The 25,791-nt window shown below is 50.5% G+C and carries 28 protein-coding genes; 15 read left to right on the forward strand and 13 right to left on the reverse strand.

Annotated elements, in window-relative coordinates; translation table 11 throughout:
• Positions 1-29: 29 nt before the first annotated feature.
• The 3 genes from GWG06_RS18785 to pdxR all read right to left on the reverse strand — a co-directional run bounded on the left by GWG06_RS18785 (position 30) and on the right by pdxR (position 4,645).
• On the reverse strand, positions 30-890 hold the full coding sequence (locus GWG06_RS18785; RefSeq protein ID WP_160715116.1) for an ester cyclase: 861 nt from the start codon (positions 888-890) through the stop codon (positions 30-32).
• A gap of 139 nt (positions 891-1,029) precedes the next feature.
• A complete protein-coding gene (locus GWG06_RS18790) occupies positions 1,030-3,138 on the reverse strand; it encodes a CHAT domain-containing protein (RefSeq protein ID WP_160715118.1) in 2,109 nt (702 codons plus the stop codon).
• A 58-nt stretch (positions 3,139-3,196) separates the two neighbouring features.
• Positions 3,197-4,645, reverse strand: coding sequence for a MocR-like pyridoxine biosynthesis transcription factor PdxR (gene pdxR / locus GWG06_RS18795; RefSeq protein WP_160715119.1), 1,449 nt, complete (start codon positions 4,643-4,645; stop codon positions 3,197-3,199).
• 107 nt (positions 4,646-4,752) lie between these two features.
• On the opposite strand from pdxR, the gene GWG06_RS18800 reads away from it, so the two are divergent.
• The 10 genes from GWG06_RS18800 (at position 4,753) to GWG06_RS18845 (ending at position 14,466) form a co-directional block, all read left to right on the forward strand.
• A complete protein-coding gene (locus GWG06_RS18800) occupies positions 4,753-5,208 on the forward strand; it encodes a cupin domain-containing protein (RefSeq protein WP_127041510.1) in 456 nt (151 codons plus the stop codon).
• A gap of 61 nt (positions 5,209-5,269) precedes the next feature.
• Positions 5,270-6,154, forward strand: a complete 885-nt coding sequence (locus GWG06_RS18805) for a dihydrodipicolinate synthase family protein (RefSeq protein WP_160715120.1) — start codon at positions 5,270-5,272, stop codon at positions 6,152-6,154.
• A 269-nt stretch (positions 6,155-6,423) separates the two neighbouring features.
• Complete coding sequence (locus tag GWG06_RS18810) at positions 6,424-8,322, forward strand: sensor histidine kinase (protein WP_160715121.1); 1,899 nt, start codon at positions 6,424-6,426, stop codon at positions 8,320-8,322.
• Between the two features lies 1 nt (position 8,323).
• Positions 8,324-10,213 carry a sensor histidine kinase gene (locus GWG06_RS18815; protein ID WP_160715122.1) on the forward strand — a complete coding sequence of 630 codons (1,890 nt, stop codon included), beginning with the start codon at positions 8,324-8,326 and terminating at the stop codon, positions 10,211-10,213.
• Between the two features lie 9 nt (positions 10,214-10,222).
• Positions 10,223-10,801: a Crp/Fnr family transcriptional regulator gene (locus GWG06_RS18820; RefSeq protein WP_127035558.1), complete on the forward strand. Its 579-nt coding sequence runs from the start codon at positions 10,223-10,225 to the stop codon at positions 10,799-10,801.
• Positions 10,802-10,875: 74 nt separating this feature from the next.
• The gene (locus GWG06_RS18825) at positions 10,876-11,307 is read left to right on the forward strand and encodes an ester cyclase (protein WP_160715123.1); all 432 of its coding nucleotides are present in this window, start codon (positions 10,876-10,878) and stop codon (positions 11,305-11,307) included.
• 110 nt (positions 11,308-11,417) lie between these two features.
• Positions 11,418-12,284 (forward strand): helix-turn-helix domain-containing protein, encoded by an 867-nt coding sequence (locus GWG06_RS18830; RefSeq protein ID WP_160715124.1) that lies wholly within the window; start codon positions 11,418-11,420, stop codon positions 12,282-12,284.
• A 43-nt stretch (positions 12,285-12,327) separates the two neighbouring features.
• Positions 12,328-12,885, forward strand: a complete 558-nt coding sequence (locus GWG06_RS18835) for a DUF417 family protein (protein ID WP_160715125.1) — start codon at positions 12,328-12,330, stop codon at positions 12,883-12,885.
• A gap of 83 nt (positions 12,886-12,968) precedes the next feature.
• Positions 12,969-14,048: a DUF2652 domain-containing protein gene (locus GWG06_RS18840; RefSeq protein ID WP_160715126.1), complete on the forward strand. Its 1,080-nt coding sequence runs from the start codon at positions 12,969-12,971 to the stop codon at positions 14,046-14,048.
• 241 nt (positions 14,049-14,289) lie between these two features.
• Positions 14,290-14,466 (forward strand): class I lanthipeptide, encoded by a 177-nt coding sequence (locus GWG06_RS18845; RefSeq protein ID WP_160715127.1) that lies wholly within the window; start codon positions 14,290-14,292, stop codon positions 14,464-14,466.
• A 148-nt stretch (positions 14,467-14,614) separates the two neighbouring features.
• Here GWG06_RS18845 and GWG06_RS18850 read toward each other — a convergent pair whose 3' ends face one another.
• The 4 genes from GWG06_RS18850 to GWG06_RS18865 form a co-directional block, all read right to left on the reverse strand.
• Complete coding sequence (locus tag GWG06_RS18850; RefSeq protein ID WP_160715128.1) at positions 14,615-15,760, reverse strand: epoxide hydrolase family protein; 1,146 nt, start codon at positions 15,758-15,760, stop codon at positions 14,615-14,617.
• Positions 15,761-16,032: 272 nt separating this feature from the next.
• On the reverse strand, positions 16,033-16,413 hold the full coding sequence (locus GWG06_RS18855; RefSeq protein WP_127035546.1) for a DoxX family protein: 381 nt from the start codon (positions 16,411-16,413) through the stop codon (positions 16,033-16,035).
• Positions 16,414-16,507: 94 nt separating this feature from the next.
• Positions 16,508-17,011 (reverse strand): SRPBCC family protein, encoded by a 504-nt coding sequence (locus GWG06_RS18860; protein WP_160715129.1) that lies wholly within the window; start codon positions 17,009-17,011, stop codon positions 16,508-16,510.
• Complete coding sequence (locus GWG06_RS18865) at positions 17,008-17,328, reverse strand: ArsR/SmtB family transcription factor (protein ID WP_127035542.1); 321 nt, start codon at positions 17,326-17,328, stop codon at positions 17,008-17,010. The genes GWG06_RS18860 and GWG06_RS18865 overlap by 4 nt, the downstream gene beginning before the upstream one ends.
• A 304-nt stretch (positions 17,329-17,632) precedes the next feature.
• On the opposite strand from GWG06_RS18865, the gene GWG06_RS18870 reads away from it, so the two are divergent.
• Positions 17,633-18,874 (forward strand): amidohydrolase family protein, encoded by a 1,242-nt coding sequence (locus GWG06_RS18870; RefSeq protein ID WP_160715130.1) that lies wholly within the window; start codon positions 17,633-17,635, stop codon positions 18,872-18,874.
• A gap of 133 nt (positions 18,875-19,007) precedes the next feature.
• Here the strand turns inward: GWG06_RS18870 and GWG06_RS18875 are convergent, their stop codons facing one another.
• Both GWG06_RS18875 and GWG06_RS18880 read right to left on the reverse strand, forming a co-directional pair.
• Positions 19,008-19,373 carry a GIY-YIG nuclease family protein gene (locus tag GWG06_RS18875; protein WP_127035538.1) on the reverse strand — a complete coding sequence of 122 codons (366 nt, stop codon included), beginning with the start codon at positions 19,371-19,373 and terminating at the stop codon, positions 19,008-19,010.
• Positions 19,370-19,969: a TetR/AcrR family transcriptional regulator gene (locus GWG06_RS18880; protein WP_160715131.1), complete on the reverse strand. Its 600-nt coding sequence runs from the start codon at positions 19,967-19,969 to the stop codon at positions 19,370-19,372. The genes GWG06_RS18875 and GWG06_RS18880 overlap by 4 nt, the downstream gene beginning before the upstream one ends.
• A 38-nt stretch (positions 19,970-20,007) precedes the next feature.
• Here GWG06_RS18880 and GWG06_RS18885 point away from each other — a divergent pair, with 38 nt between their 5' ends.
• A complete protein-coding gene (locus GWG06_RS18885) occupies positions 20,008-20,289 on the forward strand; it encodes a hypothetical protein (protein ID WP_160715132.1) in 282 nt (93 codons plus the stop codon).
• Here the strand turns inward: GWG06_RS18885 and GWG06_RS18890 are convergent.
• The gene (locus GWG06_RS18890; RefSeq protein WP_160715133.1) at positions 20,276-21,241 is read right to left on the reverse strand and encodes an esterase-like activity of phytase family protein; all 966 of its coding nucleotides are present in this window, start codon (positions 21,239-21,241) and stop codon (positions 20,276-20,278) included. The genes GWG06_RS18885 and GWG06_RS18890 overlap by 14 nt on opposite strands.
• 159 nt (positions 21,242-21,400) lie before the next feature.
• Here GWG06_RS18890 and GWG06_RS18895 point away from each other — a divergent pair, with 159 nt between their 5' ends.
• The 3 genes from GWG06_RS18895 to GWG06_RS18905 all read left to right on the forward strand — a co-directional run bounded on the left by GWG06_RS18895 (position 21,401) and on the right by GWG06_RS18905 (position 22,953).
• A complete protein-coding gene (locus tag GWG06_RS18895; RefSeq protein ID WP_160715135.1) occupies positions 21,401-21,991 on the forward strand; it encodes a TetR/AcrR family transcriptional regulator in 591 nt (196 codons plus the stop codon).
• Positions 21,992-22,173: 182 nt separating this feature from the next.
• On the forward strand, positions 22,174-22,638 hold the full coding sequence (locus tag GWG06_RS18900) for a hypothetical protein (protein WP_127035528.1): 465 nt from the start codon (positions 22,174-22,176) through the stop codon (positions 22,636-22,638).
• A 3-nt stretch (positions 22,639-22,641) separates the two neighbouring features.
• Positions 22,642-22,953: a DUF3817 domain-containing protein gene (locus GWG06_RS18905; protein WP_160715137.1), complete on the forward strand. Its 312-nt coding sequence runs from the start codon at positions 22,642-22,644 to the stop codon at positions 22,951-22,953.
• A 47-nt stretch (positions 22,954-23,000) separates the two neighbouring features.
• Here GWG06_RS18905 and GWG06_RS18910 read toward each other — a convergent pair whose 3' ends face one another.
• The 3 genes from GWG06_RS18910 to GWG06_RS18920 form a co-directional block, all read right to left on the reverse strand.
• Entirely contained in the window at positions 23,001-24,176 is a 1,176-nt protein-coding gene (locus GWG06_RS18910; RefSeq protein ID WP_160715139.1) for a DUF418 domain-containing protein, read from the reverse strand.
• A gap of 19 nt (positions 24,177-24,195) precedes the next feature.
• Complete coding sequence (locus GWG06_RS18915) at positions 24,196-25,044, reverse strand: ABC transporter six-transmembrane domain-containing protein (RefSeq protein ID WP_160715141.1); 849 nt, start codon at positions 25,042-25,044, stop codon at positions 24,196-24,198.
• A gap of 79 nt (positions 25,045-25,123) precedes the next feature.
• Positions 25,124-25,699 (reverse strand): Crp/Fnr family transcriptional regulator, encoded by a 576-nt coding sequence (locus tag GWG06_RS18920; RefSeq protein ID WP_127035520.1) that lies wholly within the window; start codon positions 25,697-25,699, stop codon positions 25,124-25,126.
• Positions 25,700-25,791: the final 92 nt, after the last annotated feature.

Here is a 25,791-nt window from a genome sequence, read left to right on the forward strand (position 1 = left end):
ATTCGTAATTCGCAATTCGTAATTCGTAATTAAATCCTTTCATAAGTTTCTCTCTCCATCTTCACCCCCCATTTTATCATCATGGCATTCATATCAAATCCTTCCTGCTGATAAGTTGCCTGTACGGCTGCTTTGGCGGCGGCCAGGGCTTCTTTGTTTTCCCAGCGGGCGATGGTCAGGAAAATGAGGTTATTGTCTGCGTCGGTGCCGGCGTAGGCAGCATCTTCGATGAAGCCGGGAAGGCGCCGGATCATTTCCCGGTTGATGCGGACGCGTTCCAGGAATGCCTCTTTAGCGGCGACGGGAACCAGGAATTTATCAATGAAGTGGATACCGTGGGTGGAAGTCTGTTTAGCTGGCAGCTGCGGGAAACCGGCAGGTAAAACTTCCAGGGATTGCAGGAAGCCGAGGCGGTCTGTCTGGAGGTGGCGGGCGGTAATTTTTCCGTCTTTCAGCTGATACGTAGCCATGCCTTCGTTGGTGATGGTTCTGCCGGAAGGCGGATATTGCCGGAACGGCCCCAGGTGTGTTCCCTGCAGTTTCCATCTCACCAATACCTTATCATCTTCTGCAATCATTTCTGTGATATGGTAATGGATATCCGGCAGCGCCTTTATTAATGCCTGCAGTGGTTCCCCGAAGGCCGCAGGGCCCTGGCTGCCGTTTTCCCCGGTATAGTCAGGACTGATGAAAGCGGGCAGCAGGCTGAAATCCTTGCCGTTTAATACTTTTTCGTAGAGTGCAGCTATAATCTGTTTATGTTGTCTGGCGGTGGTCATATGCATGTTCATTTCATTTTTAGGTTGAGAAGATGTTCTTGTCTGAGCGGTTGCATGGTGAGATGCCGTCATGCTCAGGGTTAGTACCAGTATGGTTTGTATTGGTTTCATGCGTTTAATTTTCAACAAAATTATAGCGGCGGGGACGCAGGAAATTGTAAAAAATCATTGATCTGGCAGGAGCATGAGATAGATGATCCGGGGAAGCATGACCGGAGATGACAGGCGGGAAGATAAAATACATCAGGAGTTATACCGCTTTCAGGACGGCATTCGGATCGGCGTAAACGGTATATGCCAGCCAGGCAGGATCACCGTTGTTATTGGTAGCCAGGCGGGCGGTCTGCACCGCTTTCCCGATGGTAGCGCCCTGCAGCAGTTCTTTATACAGGGCAGCGGCAAAAACATGGGCGCGTTCATCCAGCACATTCCAGTAGGCGCCGATAAATACCGACGCGCCTACTTCTATAAAGCGGCTGGCCCATCCGCCGATGCCGGTAATACCCATAACAGGACGGCCTATCTGGCAGGCGTTGAAGAACACAAATGGTTGTCTGATGCCTACATTACTCAGTTTCCCATTGATATATTCCGGGGTAAATTCTTCATTGTCTTCCAGCATCATCGCTATTTTATTATTGGCGGTAACGCCATGGCCACTGAAATGCAGGAGGGAATAAGTGCCTTCGGAGAATTTACTTTCCAGTGTTTCTATATTGGCGGGAATATCTTCTACCAGGTAATTTTTTTCTTTCAGCATAGCGCGGATTTCATCCCGTTCCAGTTCCGTATGTTTCAGATTATCATGCTGGGGGATGATGAAGCCGGCATTGGAAAAGCTGATGAATTCCGCAGGAGACCAGGGACCGGCCAGCCAGCGGGTTACCTGGAATTGCTCGCAGAAATATGGCCCGTCTGTTACACGCCCTTCGACGATGGGTGAAAAACAACACAACTCCCAGGGTATCCAGGGTTCCTGTGAGATGATACTGATGGTCTGTATTTTATCGCGGTTATTCCAGAGGAGGTCCGCCAGCTCCGGTGGCAGCAGCCGTCTGGTCAGCTCTGCACCTTTATTGCGAAGGGTTCTGACAGCGCTTTTCATTTCCTTCGGCGTATCTGTGTTCAGCTTCTCAATATCCCGGAAGAAGTTCTGCATATATTCCTGCGGGTTCAGCTCAATGGGCTCCGATACAAATTCCTTTTTATCGTTGTCTTCCAGCACGGGGGCGTGCAGTACCAGGAAGCCCAGCGCCTTTTCACCGGATGGCAGGTACGTCTTGCTGATCAGCAGGCTGAGATCCGCCGCATGACCGGGGATAACAGGGATTACCCTGGCAGATACCGGCAGCGGCTTACTTGTCTGTTTCGTGCCGGCGGTGACAGGTAGGTTTAGTTCCAGTGTGGCCAGCGGCCGGCCTTTCGTGTACGCATATACGAAAACCTGGCCCTCTCCTGCTGTTAAAGGTATCAGGGAGAAAGTTATTTTCTTTTTGCTTCCTACAATAATGGTATCGCTGGTATATTCGCCATTTACCCGGAATCCTTTCTCGCAGGAAACGGCGATCAGTACTTCCGTTCCTTCCTTCACGTTCAGCGTCTTGTTCTTCTTTCCTTTCGTGACAGCATCTATGGAAAGATGCAGCGGGAAAGGTTCTTCCACAACGGCGGCGTGTTCATAGTCTGCATTCAGGAACCAGCTGATGCCGGCCTGTTCAGGCGGAGTTTTACCTTCAGCAGGGCCCACGGGCGTACCTTTTCCGGGAGGGCCGGGCACTTCCTGTTTACCACCTGCGGGCGTACCTGTGCTGCCGGTATCGGGGAGCACCAGGTTCTTGTGGCCACCGAAAACTTCTCCCCAGTCTGTCTTCTTCTGGTAATAGGCTTTCAGTCCGGCTGCCTTACGCAGATCTATCAATGGTTTACCTCCTTTTACCACGAGCCTTTTATTTTCCAGCTGCTGTATTAATTTCTCGGAAAGCATTTCTGACAGCCGGGTACGCTGCTGCGGGATTATTTTTTCAGTACGTACTACGCCCACCACTTTTTTATCGCTGTTCCTGACGATGTATTTGTCTGCAGCGGGTTTCAGCCTGTCGTTCAGACCGATGACGGCAACGGGTTGCCTGTTATCCCGCTGTACAACATTTATGAGTTTGGTGCGGCCGTTGGTCAGATTCAGCCGGGTAATCAGCTCTGCTGTCTCGTAGACATAGTAATTTTTTCTTCTTTTATCTTCTACAATACTGTAGGCGGCAGGTGCTGCTGTGATCCGTGTTTTGATATTGGCAGCGCTGGCATTTCCGTCAATCAGCCTGAAATCGCGGGACAGCAATGACTTGAAATCGGAATCTGACATGGGGTTACGGTTTTGAGGTATCCCTAAGTTACAAAAAAAACACTGTACGAAGCGGGACTCAGGAGGGTATTACGCTGCCGATGATGCGGAGCCCTTCCTTCAGTTCCCTGGGGGTGAGGGAGGCGAAGCCGAGGCGCAGGGCGTGCAGTGGTTTACCGTCAAATGCGAAGGGTTCTGTAGGGATAACAGCCACGCCTTTGTCCAGCAGTTGCCGCGCAATTTTTTCCGTATTGATTTTACGCAGGAAGGTTACCCAGTAGGCCAGTCCTCCTTCCGGTATGCGCCAATCGGCTTTCCCGGCGAGGTACTGCTGCAGGTACTGGTTCATGAGTGCATGCCGTTCCCGGTAAACAGCGGCGGCCCTGCGGGCATGGCGGGCAATGGCGCCGTCTTCCATCAGTTCTGCGATGGCCTGTTCCATGATGGTATCGCCCTGCCGGTCGATGATGGCCCGGAGTTTCGACAGTGCTTCAATGAAGGCCGGCGGGCCGGCCACGTAGCCTACGCGCACGGCGGGGGCTACCAGCTTGCTCAGGGAGCTGATGTAGATAACGTTGGCAGCATGTTCATGGCTGGCCAGGGGCAGGAGACTTTTGGATTCGAAGTGATATTCATGATCGTAATCATCTTCAATAACTGCGAAGCCGTATTTATTGGAAAGCGCGAGCAGTTGCAGTCTGCGGTCCATTTTCATGGTTACGGCGGTAGGGAACTGGTGATGCGGCGTCACATATACCGCTTTGATGCGGCGGCGGCGGCAGAGGCTTTCCAGTTCATCCACCTTTAGTCCTTTTTCATCCACGCCGAGGGGAAGCATGTCAGCGCCGGCGTCGCGGAATGTTTGCCAGGCGGGGAAATAGCCGGGGCATTCCATGACTACGGTATCGCCTGTACGAATAATGGTGCGGGCTGTCAGGTACAGCGCCATCTGGCTGCCGCGGGTAATGCAGAGTTGTCCGGGCTGGATATTCATGCCGCGTTTATGCGCCAGCATATCCGCAATAGCGATGCGCAGGCGTTCTTCGCCCTGTACGTGGCCGTAACCCATCATGCGCCAGCGTGCTTTCTGCTGGAAGATGCGGCGGTAGGAACGGGCCAGTTCATCGAGAGGCGCGAGGCGTACATCCGGCAGTCCGTCGTTGAAGGTGATGAGTTTTCTTTTAGCGGCGGGTGCCGCTGCAAAGAATCCGTCGTGCGCATGGAACTCGAAGTTTACGGTGGCAGTAGCGGTGCGTTGCTTTACTTCCGGCAGCTCTGCTGCCACAAAGGTACCTTTCTTATGAGCGGATTCCAGCCACCCGGCGGCTGTCAGCGCCTCATAGGCCAGTACTACCGTTTTCCTGTTCACGCCGATATCAGCAGCGAGGATACGGCTGCCCGGCAGGGCCGTACCGGGTTTCAGCCGGCCTTTCTTTATCTCCGCTATGATGCCGTCGGCAATCTGCTGATATACGGCTACATCATCCTCAAGATTGATCTGCAGCATTGTTTTCCAAGGTCTTAACATCTGGCCCATCAGTTTTATATAAATCTGGATGATTTACGTCATCCAAAAATACGCAAATTTTGTGGCGTTCATCATAGTATTATTCTTCACACATCAAATATCAGATTATGGAAAAGAAACAATTTTCATCAAAGGATTTTCATCAGACCTATGCCCGCCCGGTATATGTAAAGCCGGCGAAGCTGCTGCACAAGAATGTGGAGCAGGCGGGAGAGCATCAGCAATTCTCTGCAGAGCGCAAACACCCTGTATTTTTTGTGGACCTGCCCACCAAAAATGTCAGCATGACCATCGGCGGACTGCTGCCAGGGCAGCTCACCAACCGGCACCGGCACACCTATGAAACCGTGTTGTATGTACTGGAAGGGAAAGGGTACACTGAAGTAGAAGACGAACGCGTGGAGTGGGAAGCCGGCGACGCCGTATACATTCCGGGATGGGCGTGGCACCGTCACCAGAACCTCAGTGATATAGCACCGGCAAGATATATTGCCTGTGAAAATGCGCCGCAGCTGCAGAACCTGGGCGTTGCCCTCCGCGAAGAAGAAGGCCGCGACCTCTGATATTAACCAGGCTGGCTGTATCAGCCAGCCGCTTTATTCATCTTTCTGAAATTATTGTACTATGCAGTCTGCCACTACTTTTGAAGGCATCATCGCCTACCCCATCACGCCGTTCGATGCTGCGCAGCAGGTGAACATCCCGCTGTTTACATCGCTCACGGAGCGCCTGATACAATCAGGCGTACATGCACTTGCCCCGCTGGGCAGTACCGGCGTATTACCGTATCTCAATGATGGAGAAAAAGAAGCCGTCATTACCGCCGCCCTGCAACAGGCCGCCGGCCGCCTCCCGGTACTGGCAGGTGTTTCCAACCTGACTACCGAACGTACGGTATACCATGCCAAATTCGCGGAAAAGGCCGGCGCCGCCGCAGTCATGATTATCCCGATGAGCTACTGGAAACTGACGGATGATGAAATTTTTCAGCATTACGACACCGTAGCGCGTCATATTTCCATTCCCATCATGGCCTACAACAATCCTGCTACCGGCGGCGTGGATATGTCGCCCACCCTGCTGAAACGGTTACTGCAGATTCCCAATGTCACCATGATCAAGGAAAGCACCGGCGACGTACAACGCATGCATTACCTGCGCAGGGAACTGGGAGCTGATGTCGCCTTTTACAATGGTTCCAATCCCCTCGCCCTGGCCGCCTTCGCAGCAGGAGCGAAAGGCTGGTGCACCGCTGCCCCCAACCTTATCCCCGCATTGAATACACAGCTATACCATGCCATCCGGAACAGCGACCTGCCCAAAGCGCAGCACCTCTTTTACCAGCAACAGCCCCTCCTGCAATTTATCGTTGCCAAAGGGCTTCCACGCGCCATCCAGGCAGGACTACAACTCCGCGGCACCGACGGCGGCTTCCTGAGAAGCCCGCTGCAACCACTCGATGATAAAGATATGAGGGAGCTGGAGAGGCTGATGGAAGGACTGGGATAATTACGAATTACGAATTGCGAATTACGAATGCAGCGCGAAGACATAAGCGGATAAAGTTCATTATCCGCTTATGTCTTCGCGCTGCATTCGTAATTCGCAATTCGTAATTCGCAATTTTTAATATTTCTCTGCCCGAAGGACGTAGTACCGATCCATTTCCCAAACGTTATTAAAGATAAAAAATACAGATGGCTGATCAAACAGCCGGTTAACCCGGTTCAGGCAGTGTTAAACTGCTGCAGACAGTTTTTCTGGGCTATCTAATGTATATGCGATCAAGGTACCTGACCAGCAATTACCTCTTTATCCGGCTTCTTTTGCTGCTTGTAAGTCTGGCGTGTCCTGCCACAGGATCAGCAGCGCTGCAGGGGAAGGCTGACAGTACCCTCCATGCGCAATATCTCTGCCGGCAGGCATTTTACTATAGCTGGAAGCATGCGGATTCATCCAAACAGTATGCGTTGCGCGCCAGGGAGCTGTCTGACCGGCTGAGCTGGGCGCCTGGTAAAGCGGCAGCCTGGTATGCACTGGGTTATTACTACGAATTGTGCCATAACAACTACGTAGCTTTCCGGTATTACCTGGATGCTTTACAGCTCTGCGAGAAAAAGGGGCTGACTGCCACAGCCGGGGAGCTGTACGGGCATCTGGCCGTTTACTACAGCCGGCAGCAACGGCCTGCGGCCGCCGGCCATTACCTGCATAAAGCCATGACAACGGCTGCCCGGGGCCTGCCCGATACCCTGCAGGCAGTGATCCTGATGGATTATGCCACCGTACTGCTGCACCATTCCGCCCGACCGGACTCTGTAAAGTGGGCGCTGGAAACCGCCCGCAGCCTGCTTTCACACAGCCGGGATACGCCCCGTCTGTTGCAGCTGTCACTGCTCGGCATTCAGCTCCGCCTGCAACAGCGGGATACTGCCGGAGCCCTGTCCCGCCTGCCAGCCTTTATACAAACAGCTGCCGGGCAGGGATATAACTACCCCGCTATCAAAGGGTATCAGCTGATGGCGGATATACACCCAGCGGATGCCGTATCCTGCTATGCCCGCATGATACAGCTGGCACAGGCCGGCAGCTATACAGAACTGATACAGCCTTATGCCATCCGGATGTATGACTGGTACACGCAACACGGTCATCCGGATACTGCGGCACAGTACAGCCATCTGCTCTTCGACATACTGCAGAAGAAAGAAGCTGCCAAATCCAACGGCGAAATGGATTACCTGGGCTATTACACCCAACAGCACAACCTCCGTCAGCTGCAGCTCCAGGATGCGCTGCAGCAGGCTGTTATCGGAAAACAGCAGCAGCAGTCGCGCAACCGGGTATACCTGGGCATCATTATCGCCCTGCTATTGCTGGTCACCATCTTTGCAGGCATCTATTTTTTCCGGGCCCGGTTCAGGGCCAGGAAGAATGCCGCACAGCTATGTGCCATGAACCGGGAGATCAACGAAAAAAATAAGCTGCTGCTCAGCCAGGATGATTTCAAGAACAAGCTGGTATCCGTTATTGCACATGATTTCCGGGCGCCGCTGGGCAACATCATTGAAATATCAGCCTTCCTGAAACAGGAAGTACTCACCCCCGAAGAAGCCGTTGAATGGATGGCCGATATAGAGCGGAAAACACATCATACCCTCAGCACCTTCGATAATATTCTGGCCTGGGTACATTCCCAGATCAGCGGATTCACCTGGCATCCCCGCCCCTGCCGGCCTGCCGCACTGCTTCCTGACGCCATCCGCTATGCCGGCAATATGATCGCCGCCCGGCAGGTGCAGGTACAACTGCAGGTGCCAGCGCAACTGGCTGTCAGCGCCGATCCGGAGATGCTGCAGTTTATTCACCGTAACCTCCTGCATAATGCCGTCAGGTTCTCCCCCATACAGGGCCGGCTGCTTATTACCGCTACACAGCAAGCGCATACGGTTACCGTTTCCTTCTCAGATGAAGGCCCCGGTATTCCGCAGACATTGCTGCCTCACCTCTTCACCGGCATGAAGTCTTTCCGCGGAAAACAACAGGGCGCAGGACTCGCACTCATCATCTGCCATGATTTTATAGAAAAAATGGGAGGCAGTCTTCATGCCGCCAACAAACCCGACGGCGGCGCCATATTCTCGTACACTCTTCCTTTAAACCATAACCCCTCCTGACATGTTACTCCGCTACACCATATTGCTTTGTTTCCTGCTGCCAGCCACAGTCCGGCCACTGCAGGCCCAGACAACCGAATTACAGCAGCTGCATAAAGTGCTGCGTAGTGCCGCAGACAGCGTGGCCTATGTCAAAGCGCTGAACAACATTGCCTTTTTGCACCACCGCACGCAGCTGGACAGCTGCCTGTGGTATGCCAGCAAAGCCTTTACCATTGCTGCCCGCCGGAATGATATGCGGGGTAAATCCTACGCCTATACGAATTTTGCCCTCTTTCATACCCGCAAGAGGAATTACAAACTGGGCAACATCTACAACTATAAAGCCCTGCAACTGGATGAGGCCCTGAAAGATACCGCCGGCATCTGCATAGACTACAGTAACCTGGCGCTGGGCTACCGGGCAGATGAAAACCTGGGTAAAGCACAGTACTACGAACAGCTCTCTTTGCAGATGAGCAAACGTTTTGCAGACAAGGCAGACTACAACATTGATCTGCTGAATTACCTGGAATACTACTGGAAAGTACCCGCCAAAAGAGATTCCGTACGATGGGTATTGCAGGAATTGTACGCCCTTACCGACAAGACGCCCTACAGCATGGAATGGTATGAGGCCCGCATGTATGAAGCGATGGAACAACTTAAAACCACTTCCTTTATACAGGCAGAGCAGCGCATCAACCAGCTGGCTGCAGCCGGTATCCGGCGTGGTATGCCGGATGTGGCTGTATATGGATACTTTCACCTGATAAATGACATCCTGCCGTTGGGCTATCCTGTAGACTCAGTGAAATATGCCACCCGCATTTTCCGGCTGGCCCGGCAGGCAGGCAACTACTCCTGGATGCTGGATGCACTGAAGGTAGCATACCCGCATGCCACTACACACCACAACTGGCCACAGCTGGCGCTTTACGGCGATGCCATCAGACGCCTCTCCCTTTCAGACATAACGGAGTCCGGCAGTCTGCCTGCCGTAGATTACTTCAGCTATTTTCTGAAAGAGCAGCAGGTACAGGAATTGCACAGTAACAATGCGCTACAGCAACACATCATTGAAAAGAGCCGCCTGCAGGAAGCCAGCCACTGGATGCTGCTCCGGTTCCTGGGCGCCCTGCTCCTGCTGCTGCTGTTACTCGCCGCCATCTACTGCTGGTCCTACTATCACTCCCGCCGGCATATACGCCGGCTGGCCGTCCTTCATGCAGATATAACGGAGAAGAATATACGATTACAACAGAATGATGTATTCAAAAACAGGCTGCTCTCTCTCATTGCCCACGATTTCCGGACGCCGCTGAAAGAAATTCAGCACAACGCCATCCGCTGGCAGCAGGGCACCCCGGAGCTGCCCGCCATGATTGGCGGCCTGCAGGGTGTAGCCATGAATGCACGCCGCGTACTCGATACCTTCGATAACATCCTGCGCTGGGTGAAACTGCAACTGAACGGCTTTGCCTTTACGCCCGCCCCCTGTGATACCGGCGCGCTGATTAACGCCGCCATTACCCACCTGCAGGAAGAAATCAGACAGCAGCACCTGCAGGTAGTCACGGATATCCCTGCCGGCTACATCGCAGCGGCACACCATGATATGCTGCAATCGGTAAACCGTACGCTGCTGCGGCAGCTTATACATCTCAGCGGCGAAAACGGTATTCTCCGCATCAGCATATTACGGCAGTCGCAACAGATCCGTGTGATCTGCTGCGGATTTCCGGTGCATACAACACCGGCAGCATTACAGGCAGCGGATCATCCGGACAACCTGATAATGGCCACGTGCCGCGACTTCCTTCAGCAGATGCAGGGTAGCCTGCATATCTTCTCCACAGCACAGGACACCCTTTCTTTCAGCTACCTGTTACCCGTCAGCAAAAAACAGTAGCTTTATCTGATGGAAAAAGTACCCGGATTGCTTATCAGTCATATTGCTACCGTAGCCCCCCTGCCGGCGCCGGCCCTGGAATTATTTACCGGTGCAGCACAGGTAGCCGCCGTAAAAAAGGGGACCGTACTGCTGGCAGAAGGAAGCCGCTGCCGCCATATCTGGTATATTGAAAATGGCGCCTGCCGTACCTTTCATACTAAAGCCGGAAAAGAAATCAACACCAGTTTCTACTTTGAAAATACGTTCTTCACCAACCTGGCGAGCCTGCGCGCGCAGCAGCCATCGGTATATACTATACAAACCTATGAAGACAGCATTTTATGGAGATGGCAGGAAGATGATCTTTACCGCATCTATCAGCAATCGCCCGACATTGTTGCCTTTGGGAAGCTATGGCTGGAAAAAATGCTGATAGAACAGGAAACACATAACGACTGGCTCAAGGTGAACACGCCGGAAGAACGCTACCAGTCGGTATTAACCGACCGCCCCACACTGCTGCAAAGAGTTTCCCTTACCCAGCTCAGCTCCTATATCGGTATCTCGCGCGAAACGCTGAGCCGTATCAGAAAAAGAACCAGCTGACCAACTTTGTGACGTTTGACGCAGGTGTACCTGCTGTTACGGTAATACTTTTGTTACAACAAAAAAATATTACCATGAACATCACTGAAAACAAAGCACTGATCCGGAGATTTATCCATGAAGTATGGAATGAATCCAACACCGGTAACCTGGAAATGTTCCTGCATCCCGACTTTACCGACCATTCGCTGCCTGCGCCCCTATCCGCCGATGCAGCAGGGCTCCGGCAATGGGTACACATCAACAATGCCTCTTTTGAATCGCATACCCTTATCACCGATGCCGTAGCTGAAGAAGATAAGGTCATCATCAAAATCAAAATGACTTTATTGCATACCGGCGAATGGCGGAATATAGCTCCTACCGGTAAAACCGTGAGCGTGGTGGGTTACCGGCAGTTCAGGCTATCAGCAAGCCGCATTATTGAACACTGGGCGATGATAGACGGTAACGCGCTGGAACAGGCACTCACCGGTCAGGAACACGGATGTAAAATAGCGGAGTAAAAATTTCCGGATGAGGGAGATGCTGAGAAGGGAGAATTTAAATGCAGCAGGACGCTTGCGCATTTAAATCCGCCGCAGGCTCCCTACCTTTGATTTTTATACCGTCATACATGGAGAAGCCGACACCGGATAACTACCACTGCCTCATTGAAGAAGCAAGCGCCGAAACCTTTAACCAACAAGGGGCCAGACCTTTATATGGTATTTTCTTCCTGGAGGAAGAGGGCCGGCTTACCGCCGATGTTACCCAATACAGCTATACCCGTTATACCGTGTTGTTTACCACGCCCTGGCAACTGGTACATTTCGATACGGCGCAACCGGTCAGGGTACTATGGTTTCACAGTGATTATTACTGTATCGCGTATCATAAGGAAGAAGTAGCCTGTAACGGCCTGCTGTTTAACAATATTTATGCACAGCCTTTCATCAGTGTTGACCCGGAGATGTTTATGCGGCTGAAAGAGCTGACAGCGCAACTGGAACAGGAGCTGCCATACCATGATCCCTATTCGCGGGCAATAGCGCGTACCTACCTGCAGCTGATTCTCGCCATCAGCAGCAAGACGAAAGTAAATGCTGCGCCGGCAGCTGCGGAGCAGAAAATACATCATCCTGTGGCGCAGTTCAAAGAACTGCTGGAGCAGCATTTTATCAGGGAAAGAGGGCCGGCATTCTATGCAGCGCAACTGGGCATGTCGCCCAATACCTTCTCCAAAAACTGCCGCGCGTATTTTCTGAAATCTCCGTCAGACCTGATACAGGAGCGGGTTATACTGGAAGCAAAAAAACTGATTCATCTTTCTTTCAGAAGTATCAAGGAGATAGCAGCGATACTGCATTTCGATGACGAGCATTATTTCAGCAGGTATTTCAAAAAGCATACAGGTATTGCCCCTACCGCCTTCCGGGAAAGCGTAGGTATTTCACCGGTTGCACATTTATCCATCGGAAATCCCTATTCGTCTATGGGCTGACCCGCGGTGCCGGTATAGTTTTGCAGTACCTAAAAAGATAATTATGCTGACATTACTGGCCTCCTTACAATCCCGGTTTATTCATTTCCTGCGCATCGCTATTTTTCTGGTGATGGCCTGGATAGGCGCGCTGAAAGCGTGTCAGTACGAGGCAGACGGCATTGTGCCGTTTGTTGCTAACAGTCCGTTCATGCGTTTCTTTTACCAGCGGCCCTATGCCGAATACAAAGCGCATAAAAATCCTGAAGGGAAAGTGGTGATGGAAAATATACAATGGCACCGGGAAAACGGCACCTATATTTTTTCATGGGCATTGGGGGCGGTCATCATTGTTATCAGTCTGCTGGTGCTGTCAGGTATTTATTATCCGCAGACCGGGCTGTGGGGCGGCCTGCTCACAGCCGGTATGTCGCTGGTGACCTTATCCTTTCTGGTGACCACACCGGAAGCGTATGTGCCGGATCTGGGCGGCCCTGCACATGGATTTCCTTATCTGGCGGGACCTGGCAGGCTGGTACTGAAAGATGTGATCATGCTGGCAGGCGGATTGATAATTGCATCGGACAGTGCAGCCCGTATACTGCGCAGGAAAGCTGTGTAACCTTGCAGGCTGAAATGCATTGGTATACCGTGAAAAGCAGCAGTTAACCTGTCTTTTTACTATCTTTATTCAAAGAAAAAAAGATGGAAAATAAAGGGCTGCTTTTCATTCCGGACATAAGTGGCTTTACGCGTTTTGTGAATGAAATCGAGATCGGGCATAGCCGGCATATCATTCAGCAACTGCTGGAAGTATTGATCAACGCCAACGATACCGGCCTTGAGATATCCGAAATAGAAGGCGATGCTATCCTGTTTTACAAATTCGGCGATCCGCTGGATTTACCTGCATTATACAGGCAGGTAGAAAAAATGTTCTGTGAATTTCACCGTCACCTCAACGCATACGATCACCGTAAGATATGCCAGTGCAAAGCCTGTGTATCGGCGGTGGATCTGACGCTGAAGATAATCACGCATTACGGGGAGTTTACCACATATCAGGTAAAAAATTTCAGTAAGCTCATCGGTAAGGATGTGATAGTAGCACATCAGCTGCTGAAGAATGATATCGCACAGCATGAGTACTGGCTGATAACAGACAACCTGCTGAGCGGTCCTCCGCCTGATCTGGCGCAATGGATGAAATGGGACGCCAGTATCAAACAGACGGAGACAGGCAGCATACCGTTTCATTACACCCAGCTGAGTGAACTTAAAAATATGATTCCGCCGGAGCCGGAGCAATACCCGGTGATGACGGATAAGGTGAAAGTACTTTCGCTGACACGGGAATATGATACCGATATTAAAACGCTGTGTTTTACGGTGGTGCATTTTGAGTTCCGGCATCAGTGGCAGGAAGGCGTACAGGGCGTTACAGAGGTGGAACATTTTCTGCCGGGTGTGGGCAGCCGTCATCTGCATGTGATGGATAACGGGGAAACGGTGCTGATGTTTACCAGCAGCTTTTCCTACAATCCGGAGCAGCGTGTAGTTTTCAGTGAAACGGCCGAGAAGCAGAAACGGGTCAACTTCTATACCGTGGAAAAAACGGGTGATCGTAAAAGCAGGCTGACGATAGATGTTTATCTGCCAAAGAATCCCGTGCGGTTGTTATTATTTCATCTGAAAGAAAAAAAAGAACTCCAGATGCGTCTGCAGAAATCCCTGGAAAATCTGGAACCGCTGGCGGTGAATATGCAGCTGCCGCTTGAATTCTGACCGTTTATCATTACCGCAGTTTTGCTGCAGTATCTTCACAGGTGCTGCAGCAAAATTTTTTTGTGTTATTTCAGGAAACTTTCCTTAATTTGAAGTGTGTCAAAATAATTAACCCGTTGCACTCACCATTAACCTGACCACCATTTTTTCCATCACAGATTTTAAGGCGCTGAATATCCGCCCCATGGCGCTACAGCTATGTAAAAGACAGGGGAGGCTGTAATTAATTTTAATACTTGTTATGAAAAAGAAAAACATTAACCTGAAGAAGAAACTTGTCCTGAAAAAAGACACACTGACTACACTGACCCCGTATCAGCAGGCATTACTTGGTGGTGGTTTTGCGGCGCTTACCCGCACCAGTGACTGTGAAACACGTCCTATTACCGGTAGACCAGTATGCTACCAGTGTCCTTGATTTCAACAGTAGTAAACGGCTGATGGGATATCAGCCGGGAAGTATTTTTGCCGGCGGCAGTGTAAACTGTCGCCGGCTTTTTTGGCTGTAATAAAAAACGGACATAAAAATTATGTCCGTTTTAATAAGGCTGCATACTGAACATTGATTAACGGAATGACTGTGCAAAAGCACGTATGTCGTTGGCGTATAGTGTAGGTTTTTCCCAGGCGCTGAAGTGGCCGCCTTCCGGCATAATGGTATGGCGTTGCAGGTTCACCTGGCGTTCGGCCCATTCACGTGGCACGGGGGCATCTCCGGGGAAGGAAGCGAAAGCAGTTGGCACTTCTACCCTTTTAGCGGGTTGCGCCGCCGGGTTCATATAAACGCTTCTGGCAACTTCCAGGTACATGCGTGCGGCGCTGCCGGCAGTACCGGTTACCCAGTAGATCATGATATTGGTGAGCAGTTCATCTTTACTGAAGTGGCTATCCAGGTTATCCTTGCAGGCACTCCAGGTGTAGAATTTTTCAATAAACCAGGCAGCGAGTCCTGACGGGGAATCGGTGAGCGCATAGGCGATTGTCTGCGGTTTGGTAGACTGTATCATGTTATAGGCGCCTTCTGTCATCCACCAGTGCTGGATATACTGACCGAACTGCTGTTCTGCCGGAGACATTTCCGCCCAGTTCTCCGTACCGGTAGGATAGCCCACATCCGTTAAGTGGATAGCCGTTACATGTTGCGGGTATCTATTAGCCAGTTCTTTCACTACGCCGGTACCGAGATCTCCGCCAGCTGCCATGAAGCGGTCGTATCCCAGTGTTTCTGTCATCAGGGAAGCCCAGAGATCCGCAACGGGGCCCTGAGATAAGGCTATTTTTTCAGAGAATCCGAAACCAGGTACAGAAGGAATAATGACATCAAAGGAATCTTCCGCGCGGCCGCCGTATTTTTCGGGATCGGTGAGCATCGGAATTATTTTCAGGAAACGATAGAAAGAATCCGGCCAGCCGTGGGTAAGGATCAGCGGAATCGGATTAGGACCTTTTCCTTTTTCATGGATGAAATGTACCTGGGTACCCTTCACATCCGCGGTAAAGTGGCTGAACTTATTCATGGCGGCTTCCTGCTCCCGCCAGTTGTAGGAATGTTCCCAGTAATGCATCAGGTCTTTCATATAGGCCAGATTGGCGCCATACTCCCACCCACTGCCTTCCTTCTCATCGGGCAGGCGGGTATGTTTTAATCTGACCTGTAATTCATCCAGGATGTTCTGTGGAATGTTGATGCTGAAAGGTTGTACTTGTTTCATAGCGATGGCTTTTTATTATGGATACAAAGTAAATACCTCATGGTGACAACAGTCTGTCAGCTGCCTTCAAAAAAATTTTCCCTTTTGCCACTTGAGACATTTTATTATGTAGCTATTTGAGATTTTGCAGCTCATCAGAATTTCCTTCTGCATGTACAGGTGTAAAGGAAAATCCTGATGAGCTGCAAAATCTCAAATAACTACATAATAAAATGTCTCAAATGACCAAAGGGATAAATAAATTGACCAAATCTCAAATAATCAGTGACGATCTATTTTCTGATCAGCGGCATGAATTTCTCTTTGTTGTCGATGATAGCCCAGATGAGGATGGCAAACAGCGGCAGAGCGATCGATAATCCGGATGGGGCAGCGGTGATGTTGGTTAATAAAACGCCTACCATTACCGGAAAAATGATGAGCGCTCCGAGTGCCCTGAACCGGTTGGTGATAAACAGGATGCCACCTACTATTTCAGCAATGCCCACCAGTGGCATTAACCAGGTGATGTCCATAGACGCCTTCATCATGCGGGCCAGGTTTTCAGGTAAATCCTGTGGTGGCGGCATGTAATTTAAAAACTTGTTAAGACCGGCGTTGATGAACATCAGCCCGAAGAGCAGGCTGACAACAAATAGAATTTTGCTTTTCATAGTTGTTTAATTTCAAATAAAGATACATTCGGTATTTTGATTATACAATAGCATGATAATTTTATCAGGCAGTTGATGCTTTCAGCAGGAAGTTTTATTTTTTCAGGAGGGGCAGCAATTCGTCCAGGTTCTGCATGGCCATGGTAAGTCCGTCGCCCATACCCATCTCTATTACTTTTTCCAGCTGTGCCAGATCATCAAAACTGATGAGCGATTCTACCAGGGTAACCGGTCCTTTATCAGTAAAGGTAACGACCCATCTGGCCTGGGGCAGATCAGTACTGACATTACCTGCAGCGTCTGCAAAAGCATCCTCGCAGATAAATTTTTTCTGGTTTTCAATGGTGATATAGTTCAGTACCGCCCAGTGTTCTTCGCCTTCCGGGCCTATCATGGAATAATGCCAGCTGCCGCCTTCGCGGAAGTCCTGCGAGCGGGTCCGGGCTTTCCAGGGTTTAGGTCCCCACCAGCGATCCAGTATTTCACTTTTGGTGTAGGCATCCCAGACAAGCGGGAGCGCTGCATCAAATTCCCGTTTAATGACAATGGTTTTGTTTTCCTTGTCAACCGTAAAATCAAATGCTAACTTGTTACTCATTGCTTATTTTTTTTCATGGTTAATAATACCTGGTCAAGTTCATTAAAGCGACTCTCCCATAGCTTCCGGAATGCTGCCAGCCATTTGTCTACTTCCAGCATCTTTGTCCCATTCAGCTCATAGAATATTTCTCTGCCCGACTGTTCTGTTTTCACCAGCTCACATTCTGTTAAAATGCGCAGGTGTTTGGAAACTGCCTGCCGGGTAATGTCGAAGTGCGTAGCAATAGCGTTGGGCGTCATTGCTTTTATGGCAATCAGTAATATGATGGCGCGCCGCGTAGGGTCGGCTATGGCCTGAAATACATCTCTTCTCATGGTATCGGTGATTTACATGCAACCAGTCAGTTGCAAATATAAGCAACTAATCGGTTGCGCAAATTATTTTTTGCGGGTCAGCAGGATTTCATCACATCAATCACCGGTTTCACCACAAAGTAATCCTGCATCATCCCTCATATCATACTGCCTGATACATTCCTGCCTATATTTACCATCAGAAAAATGCAGAGGCCGGAAGAGGCGCTTGATAACCATGCTGCCGGTGATACCTGATGAAAAACGATATCGTTACCATTTTTTATGAAGACAAAAAATCTCCTTTACATATTCAATGATCCAAATGATGAAAACATTATTGCTGGCATTACTACTATTGCTTCCGCGTATTTTCTATGCACAGTCTGCCGCCCCTGAAAGGCTGGCGCTCACCGGTGCGCGCATATACACTGCTCCCGGCAAGCCGCCGGTTGAAAACGGCATCGTTATCACCCGGGGCGGGAAAATCACCGCTGCAGGCACTTCCGGGCAGATAAAGATTCCTGCAGGCATGAAAGTGCTGGACTGTAAAGGGCTGGTGCTCATGGCCGGCTTCTGGAACAGTCATGTGCATTTTATGGAGCCGGCATGGTTCAATGCCGCTACGCAGCCGGCAGCAACGCTTACCCGGCAGATGCAACGTATGCTCACCGGTTACGGGTTCACACATGCCTTTGACCTTGCCTGCCTCGATTTCCCGAACCTGCTGGCATTAAAAGCCAGGGTACAATCCGGCGAAGTGAAAGGGCCAGCCATACTTACTGCCGGCGTACCCTTTGCTCCGCCCAACGGCAGCCCCTTTTATATCAGACCGCTCAAACTGCGGGAAATAGGCGTTCCGGAAGAAGCAGCCGCCTATGCTGCCCGGCAGCTGGCAGACGGCGCTGATGGCATCAAGCTGTGGTCCGCCTCCCCGGACGGACATGGCATAGTACCCATGCCGCTGGAGATTGTAAAAGCCGCTGCCGGCGCCGCACACCGGTTACATAAACCAGTGTTTGCCCACCCTACGGCAGACACAGGATTATCCATCGCCATAGCCGGCGGCGTAGACGTACTGGCACATGTATCCCCTGACGGCTACCGTAGCTGGACGCCGGAAGAAATAACCCTGATACAGCAACACCACATGGCGGTGATACCTACCCTGAAATTATATAAATGGGAACTGGAAAGAAATGGCGTCACCGACATGAACAACCCGCTGATGACAACAGCGCTGCAGCAACTGGGCGCCCTGGCAAAAGCCGGCGGAGAAATACTGTTCGGCACCGACGTAGGGTATGTTACCGACTACAGTACAACGGAAGAATTCCTGTTCCTCTCCCAGGCCGGACTGAACTTTGATCAGATACTCGCTGCCCTGACTACGGCGCCGGCTAAACGTTTTGGCAAGGAAGCCAGCAGCGGCCGCATTGCCAAAGGCATGGACGCAGACATCGTTCTACTGAAAGCAGACCCCCATACCGATATCCGCCATTTTTCGGAAGTAGCTTATACGATCCGGAACGGAGAGATAATTTATGACTACCGGAAAGACAGGTAATTTGAGGAGTGATTTACGGATTTGGGAATTTTGGAATTTTGAGATTTAAAATGCAGCAAATGTTTTCCGCGAAGATCTTTGCTGCATTTTAAATCTCAAAATTCCAAAATCCGTAAATCCGTAAATCCCAAAATCACTTCTCCTTTCTCTGATGATACCCCTTCTCCCCATACGGTTCCAGCTCCATCATCACCAGCTTTTCCAGGGTTTTAATGCCTTCTTTGTAATCGGTGCCGGGGTCATCTGTTTCCTTTTCCTGCAGCACTTCTACAATTTCGTAGTGGAAGTCCTGGCCCTGCTGTTCGTTCCAGTCGCGCTGCAATGCCTCGTTAGCAAAAGATCCGCTCATCAGCTGTATCCGCAGGGAGTTCCAGGCTCTGTCTACATCCATGCTGCTGCCGATAAATAATTTATTGTTACGCTGGTTACGCAGCTGGTACACACCTTTCCTGAACTGCATGGCCCTGTAGGCCTCTTTCAATTCTTTTCTCGAACTCATACTGTTATTTTTAAATGCAGATCAATTACCTGACCTGCCTGTTTCACAAATGCCTCATAGTTATCCGGGTGCCGCCTGTTGAGATACAGCGCCAGCAGGCCGGTGGTGCAGTAAAGCAGGGCGGCGTTCCTGGCGGTTATTTCCCGCGGGGCTACACTGTTTTCTTTGCGGAGCGCTTCCCAGTCGGCAGCACACAGCTCCGGCAGCAGGGAGCTGACAAGATCTGCCGTATGGCCGGTACGATCTATCTCAGATAATTTTTCATTGAAGAACAGGTCATAGATGCCGGGGTACTGAATAAAATACTGTATGTAGGCGAGTACCACGGCTTTGAGCCGTTTGCTGCCAGGTGACATGCGGCTCGTTGCTGCCTGTACCGACAGCATGCACTCAGCCCGGAAGTCCTTCACACAGAGGAAGACCAGGTCTTTCACATCTTTAAAATAATTGTACAGGGTAGCGAAGGAATAGCCGGCTTTGTCAGCAATATTACGGACGCTGACGCTTTTCAGTCCTTCGCTTTTCAGCAGCTCTTTGGTAGCGTCTATAAAATATCCCCTCACCCGCTGTTCCTGCAGTTCTTTTTTACTTAACATGATACAAATATATTTAACACTGTTCAATTTTTGAAATAATGTTAAATATTTTACAGCAAAACGGGGGCAGCAGCTCATTCCAGCGCCTGTACCCATGGCCGCAGGGTAGTGACCGGCAGCCCGCCTTCATACTTCCTGACCAGACTGCCGGAGGTATTTTACAGGTAGATGCCCGGAAAGAAACAGAGATCATAAAAGGACATTGCTTTACAATGCCGGACCTGCATAACCACACACAGGCAGCATACATGAAACAGCCTCCGGGCTTATGGTTCCCGGAGGCTGAGCAGATAAAGGAATCAGGCACTATGGTAAATTAAACACATGTACAGACTGATCCTTGTAAGACTGGTAATCCGGCTGATCAGATTTGACCTTATCAGACACCACTACAATCTGTGTAGCGCTGATAAACGATACACCTTCCACATTGCCGTACAGCACTTTGCCGCCAGGGCCTACAACACCCTGGTCATTGCCGGTCGGGAAGCTGTAGGTAGTGCCCCCGCTGATACTCCAGGATGTATCGCTCAGGGTACCGATCCATAACAGCGCATCTTCCTGTGAAGTAATGGCGACCTTGCTGCCGTACACCGCTATGTCTGAATAGTCGCCGAAGTCGGCGCCGGCAGGCAGTGTAATTTCTGCTATCTTCTCCCACTTCGAGGCTGTTTTTCTTAATACCGGAATTTTGCCGGTGCCTTCTACCAGCCCCAGCAGGTAGCTTTCTCCGTTACGGTATACATGCGCAATGCCTTCAAATCCTTTGTTGCTTTCATCTTCAGAAAAATTATAGCCTGCCCATTTGCTGCTCAGGTAATTCATGGAGCTGTCATACTCCCTGATTCTGGGCTGCCAGCTGCTGCCATTTTCCACAGCTTCTTCCACCACATAAAAACGGGACGGGCTAATGTTACTGTAGGTGATACCTTCAAAATCAGAATCGCCGGATCCTGATCCCAGCAGGGTATTCTGACTGCTGTTCAGCGGTAATGAACTTTTGATACGGGCAATTTTAAAACGGTTATCACAGGGAATGTAAAAGTATCCGTTCAGATAATACACACCGCTGGCCTCGAATTTATCGGATTTCTTATAGCCGGGCAGCAGCTTGTACAGTTTGGCTTCTGCAACCGGAGCGCCGAGGCTGACAGACTCCGTATGTACGTTACGGTTAGTAGTGGTACCGGTATTCATTTCAGCCGGTTGCTTGGTACAGGATGCTGCCAGTAACAGTAATCCGATGGCGGGAAAAATGGTTTTTCTTTTCATTAAAGGGTTGTTTAGGGGATTTGGAATCGGGTTAAAAAAACATAGTTTATATAAATATAAGGTTTCTCCTTACATGTAGTATATGGTACATCCTTTACGGTATTTGCAGAAACCAGCAGGATTTCGTTCCTTTGCAGATAATACTAACCGGTATTTTTTATGAAGAAAGCGGAAGCTACCCGGCTGCACATCCTGCAAAAGGCATTTGAACTGATATACGTAAAAGGTTATCAGACCACCAGCGTGGATGATATTCTGGCTACCACGCAGGTAACAAAGGGCGCTTTCTATTACCATTTCAAAAACAAGGACGAAATGGGTATCGCTATCATCAATGAAATCATGAAGCCATCGCTGATAAACAGCTTCATAGTACCGTTACAGCAGCAGGAAAACCCCGTAGAAGCCATCTGGCAGCTGATACATCACCTGCTGATGAAAAACGAATTCCTGAAAGTAGCATATGGCTGCCCCGCTGCCAACTTCACCTACGAGATGACGCCCTGGAACAGTGATTTCACGCAAGTGCTGGACGAACTCGCCCGGCAATGGGAAAAAGTGATGATACAGACCATCGAGAGAGGAAAGAAAAACAAATACATCCGGAAAGATGTCAATGCCCGCCAGGTAACACTATTTATTATCTCCGGCTATTGGGGCATCCGCAATTTCGGTAAGCTGGAAAACAGCAGATCCGTTTATCTCCCCTATCTGAAAGAGCTGAAAAACTACCTGCACAGTCTGACGTGATTTTTTTTAATCAAAAACATACTGATTAGTATGTTTTTTGGCATACATTTGCCTTTCATGAATTACGAATTACGAATTGCGAATTACGAATGAGAGCGAAGATGTAAGCGGATATTCGCTTTCATCTTCGCTCTCATTCGTAATTCGCAATTCGTAATTCGTAATTCCTAACCAGACAAATCATGTACCCATATTTACTCCCCGCCCATTCCATCATGCGATGGATAGTGCTGCTATGCATATGCCTGTCCGTATACCGCGCCTTCACGGGATTACGGCAACGGCGGGCCTTTACGCGAACGGACAATGCCCTGCGGCATTGGACGGCCACCACGGCGCATATACAACTGATGATCGGCATGCTGCTGTATATAAAAAGTCCGGTTGTACAGTACTTCTGGAAAAACAGGCAGACGGCCTTCTCCATACGGGAGATCAATTTTTACGCGCTGACACATGCCGGCTTAATGCTGGCAGCCATTGTTATACTGACGACAGGGTCGGCGCTGACAAAGCGGAAAACGGAAGACCAGGAAAAATTCCGGGCCATGCTCTGCTGGTTTTCCCTAGCCCTGCTGATAATATTCCTCGCAGTTCCCTGGCCATTTTCACCATTATCCGGCAGGCCTTACTTCAGAAACTTCTAATGTATGTTCAAATATTTCACCACCACCATCGGACGCTTACGGCTCCTCGCCTTACTGGAAGGCATCTCCTTATTAGTATTGGTATTCATTGCGGTACCGGCCAAACATTTTGCAGGCAACCCGGACTGGGTAAGGGCAATAGGCCCCGTGCACGGCGTACTTTTCCTGTTGTTTGTCTTCAACGCACTGCAGGCCGGTATTGAACAGCGATGGAAATTTTCACAGATCACCTGGAAGGTAATTGTAGCCTGTTTCATTCCCTTCGGTACTTTTTATATCGATTATAAAATACTGAAGCCGTTACAGCAAAGCTGAAAAAAAGGCTGGTACCAACGTGTACCAGCCTTGCTATCGCAGCCCTTCTACTTCGCATATTCCGGCGCCAGACGGCCATAGGTTAGTCTGCGCCAGAGCCACTCCACAGGTCCGGAGCGGAACCTGCGCATCCACCAGCTGCTTAGTAACAGTTGCAGACTGAAAACACATATCCATACCAGCCAGCCCGTCAGCGGACTACGGCCGTACCAGCCCAGCCCGAAGCTGTAGTAAACAAGCACGCACCCTACAGACTGCATCAGGTAATTGGTGGCCGCCATCCGGCCGGCAGCCTCAAACGGCTGCAGGATACGCCTTCCGGCAGGATGGCGGAGAAAACGCACCACCGTGGCCATATAAAATAAAGCGATGGCCGGTCCGCCCAGGTAACTGCCCATTACCTGCGTATAATTGTATACCAGCGAATCGGGCGCAGCATTCATACAACAGGCTGACAGCAATGCCAGCGGCCATCCGGTGACAGCGCCCCACAGCTGCACCTGGCGGATTAACGGCATATTCCCCGCTATATCCCTGAAAATATTTTTCTTTCCCGCATAAGCTCCCAGCAGAAACATGGCGAAGATTACCGGGCTGACAAGCAGGTAACCGATGCGGGTAGATACCACATCTGTACTGTTTTGCCGCCAGATATCCAACCAGGAACCAGTTCTGTAGATATGCAGTGCGCCCTTCCCGAGGGCAGTAGTGACAGCTGCGGACGGATCGGCAAATATACCGGGGCCCGTCAACATCCCGCCGCCCACAAAAATTACCACCGGAACAGTCAACAGACAAAAAGCCCATATCAGCAGCGTTTGGGGCCGGCAGTTGCGGAAGAACAGCAATGCAACACCCAGCACACTATACAGACATAATACATCTCCGAACCAGATAAAATATGCGTGCATGATGCCGATGCCCAGCAATACTGCCAGACGGCGCAGGAACAGCCGCACCGGATGCAGCCCCTTCTTCACTGCACCCTGCAGAAAAATGGTAAAGCCCAGTCCGAATAAAAAAGAGAACATCGCGATAAATTTTCCTTCCCCGATAAAGTTGGTCAGGAAGATAACCGACCGGTTCACCGGATCGGTCCAGTAATCCATTGGATTCAGGTAGAGCGCCGGGAACGCAAACAGGCCTGCATTCACCAGCAGTATCCCGCAGAGTGCCACTCCCCTTACAGCATCCAGGTCGCGGATGCGTTGATCTGATTGCATATGATAACAGGTTTTTACATTAATCGAGACGGGCGCGGATATCTTTCAGTCTGCTGATCCGTTCAGCAAAGAGCGGCAGGCTGTATATCCCGGTAACAAAGGAAAGGATGTAGTTCAGCATACCGAATACATCGCCGGCCGGCATACCGCCCGTAGCCAGCCATACCGCATAGGCGATGAGGCCGAAGAGAAATATTTCCATGGCCAGGAAGGCCGCTGCACCCGCATCTGAAATACGGATCTGGTGCAGGCGCATCAGGCGGAACAATCTTTTTACAGCCGTCATCTTCCCTGCTATCAGTACATCCACCTGCTGCTCCTGGAGGTTGTTATAGCTGTTATTCGGCTTCCCGATTACGCGGCCATAGCGCCGGAGTATCAGCAGGCATAAGCCCAGCACCAGCAGGCTGACCGCAAACAGGCGGAATGAATAACCCAGCAGCATCACCGCCGCACCGGCCACATTGAAAAACATTCCTGCCAGCGATGCCATGTCTTTTTCCAGGAGCTCAATATACTCCCGCGACAGGTGTACCCTGGCGCTGATCAGCGATACCGGCGTATGTCGTTTCAGCTGCTCCGCAATGGTATGATTCACGAAGTCCGTATAGATGGCGGAATACACGCGGGTATCCGCATACCTGCGCAGCGTTCCGGTAACCAGGTACCCCAGCAGCTGCGCTATAATGAGCCAGATGGCCGCAATGTTTCCGGCGGCCAGGGCATTGATGGTGTAACCCATTACCCATCCCATGATGAGGTTGAGAATATTTTCGGCTATCAATAACGCATATACGAAAATCAGCCGGCCGCGGTGTGCCGGTAGTACCTGTCTGAATCCTGCCGGAAAAAATGAAAACAGCTGCATCTGGCTACATGTTTGTTCATGCAGCAAAGGTGCGCGAAGGCGAACAGCAGGAATTTGATAAATGTCAAATAAAATTCAGTCAGCCTGCCTGTGCCCGGATACGGCTGAGAGTTTCCAGGGTAATGCCCAGGTAAGAGGCGATATGGGTGAGGCGGGCCTGCAGGATAATTTCCGGGTATTTTTGCAACAGCTGCTGATATCTTTCCCGCGCGGAGCAGAACTGCATACTGTAAACCCGCTCCTCCAGCCAGATGGCGTAGGCTTCCATGCTGAGGGTCCAGACTTTCTCCAGTACCGGAAATTCCTGACGCAGGCGGTTGAGGTCTTCAAATGCAATCACCTCAATAACGCTGTCTTCCAGCACTTCATAAGTTTCAGGGCAGGGTGTCTGCCGCGTAGCGCTTTCAATGGAAAATACCGTATCATCTGCAAAGCAGAAGGCAGTCGTAATATCCTTTCCATCTTTCAGATAAAATACCCGTACCAGGCCGGAGATAATATTGTAACAGTGGCGGCATACCTTTCCCTGTTCCAGCAGCACTTCTCCCCTGCGGAAAACTCTTTCTTCCGCCACCTGGTAGTAGGCGTTGTACAAGGCTTCATCCTGAAATGCTGCTGCCAGCAGGCGTGCTATTTCTCCTTCCTGTTGTTTCATACCTCCAAATTACGCCAACGGCGGCGAATTACAACGGAAAACATACCTCCGCCGCTGCTCTTCCGGCAGCCACGGTACTGTATCTGCAAGTT

The sequence above is a fragment of the Chitinophaga solisilvae genome (assembly GCF_009928525.1).
In the GTDB taxonomy this organism is placed as follows: Bacteria; Bacteroidota; Bacteroidia; order Chitinophagales; family Chitinophagaceae; genus Chitinophaga; species Chitinophaga solisilvae.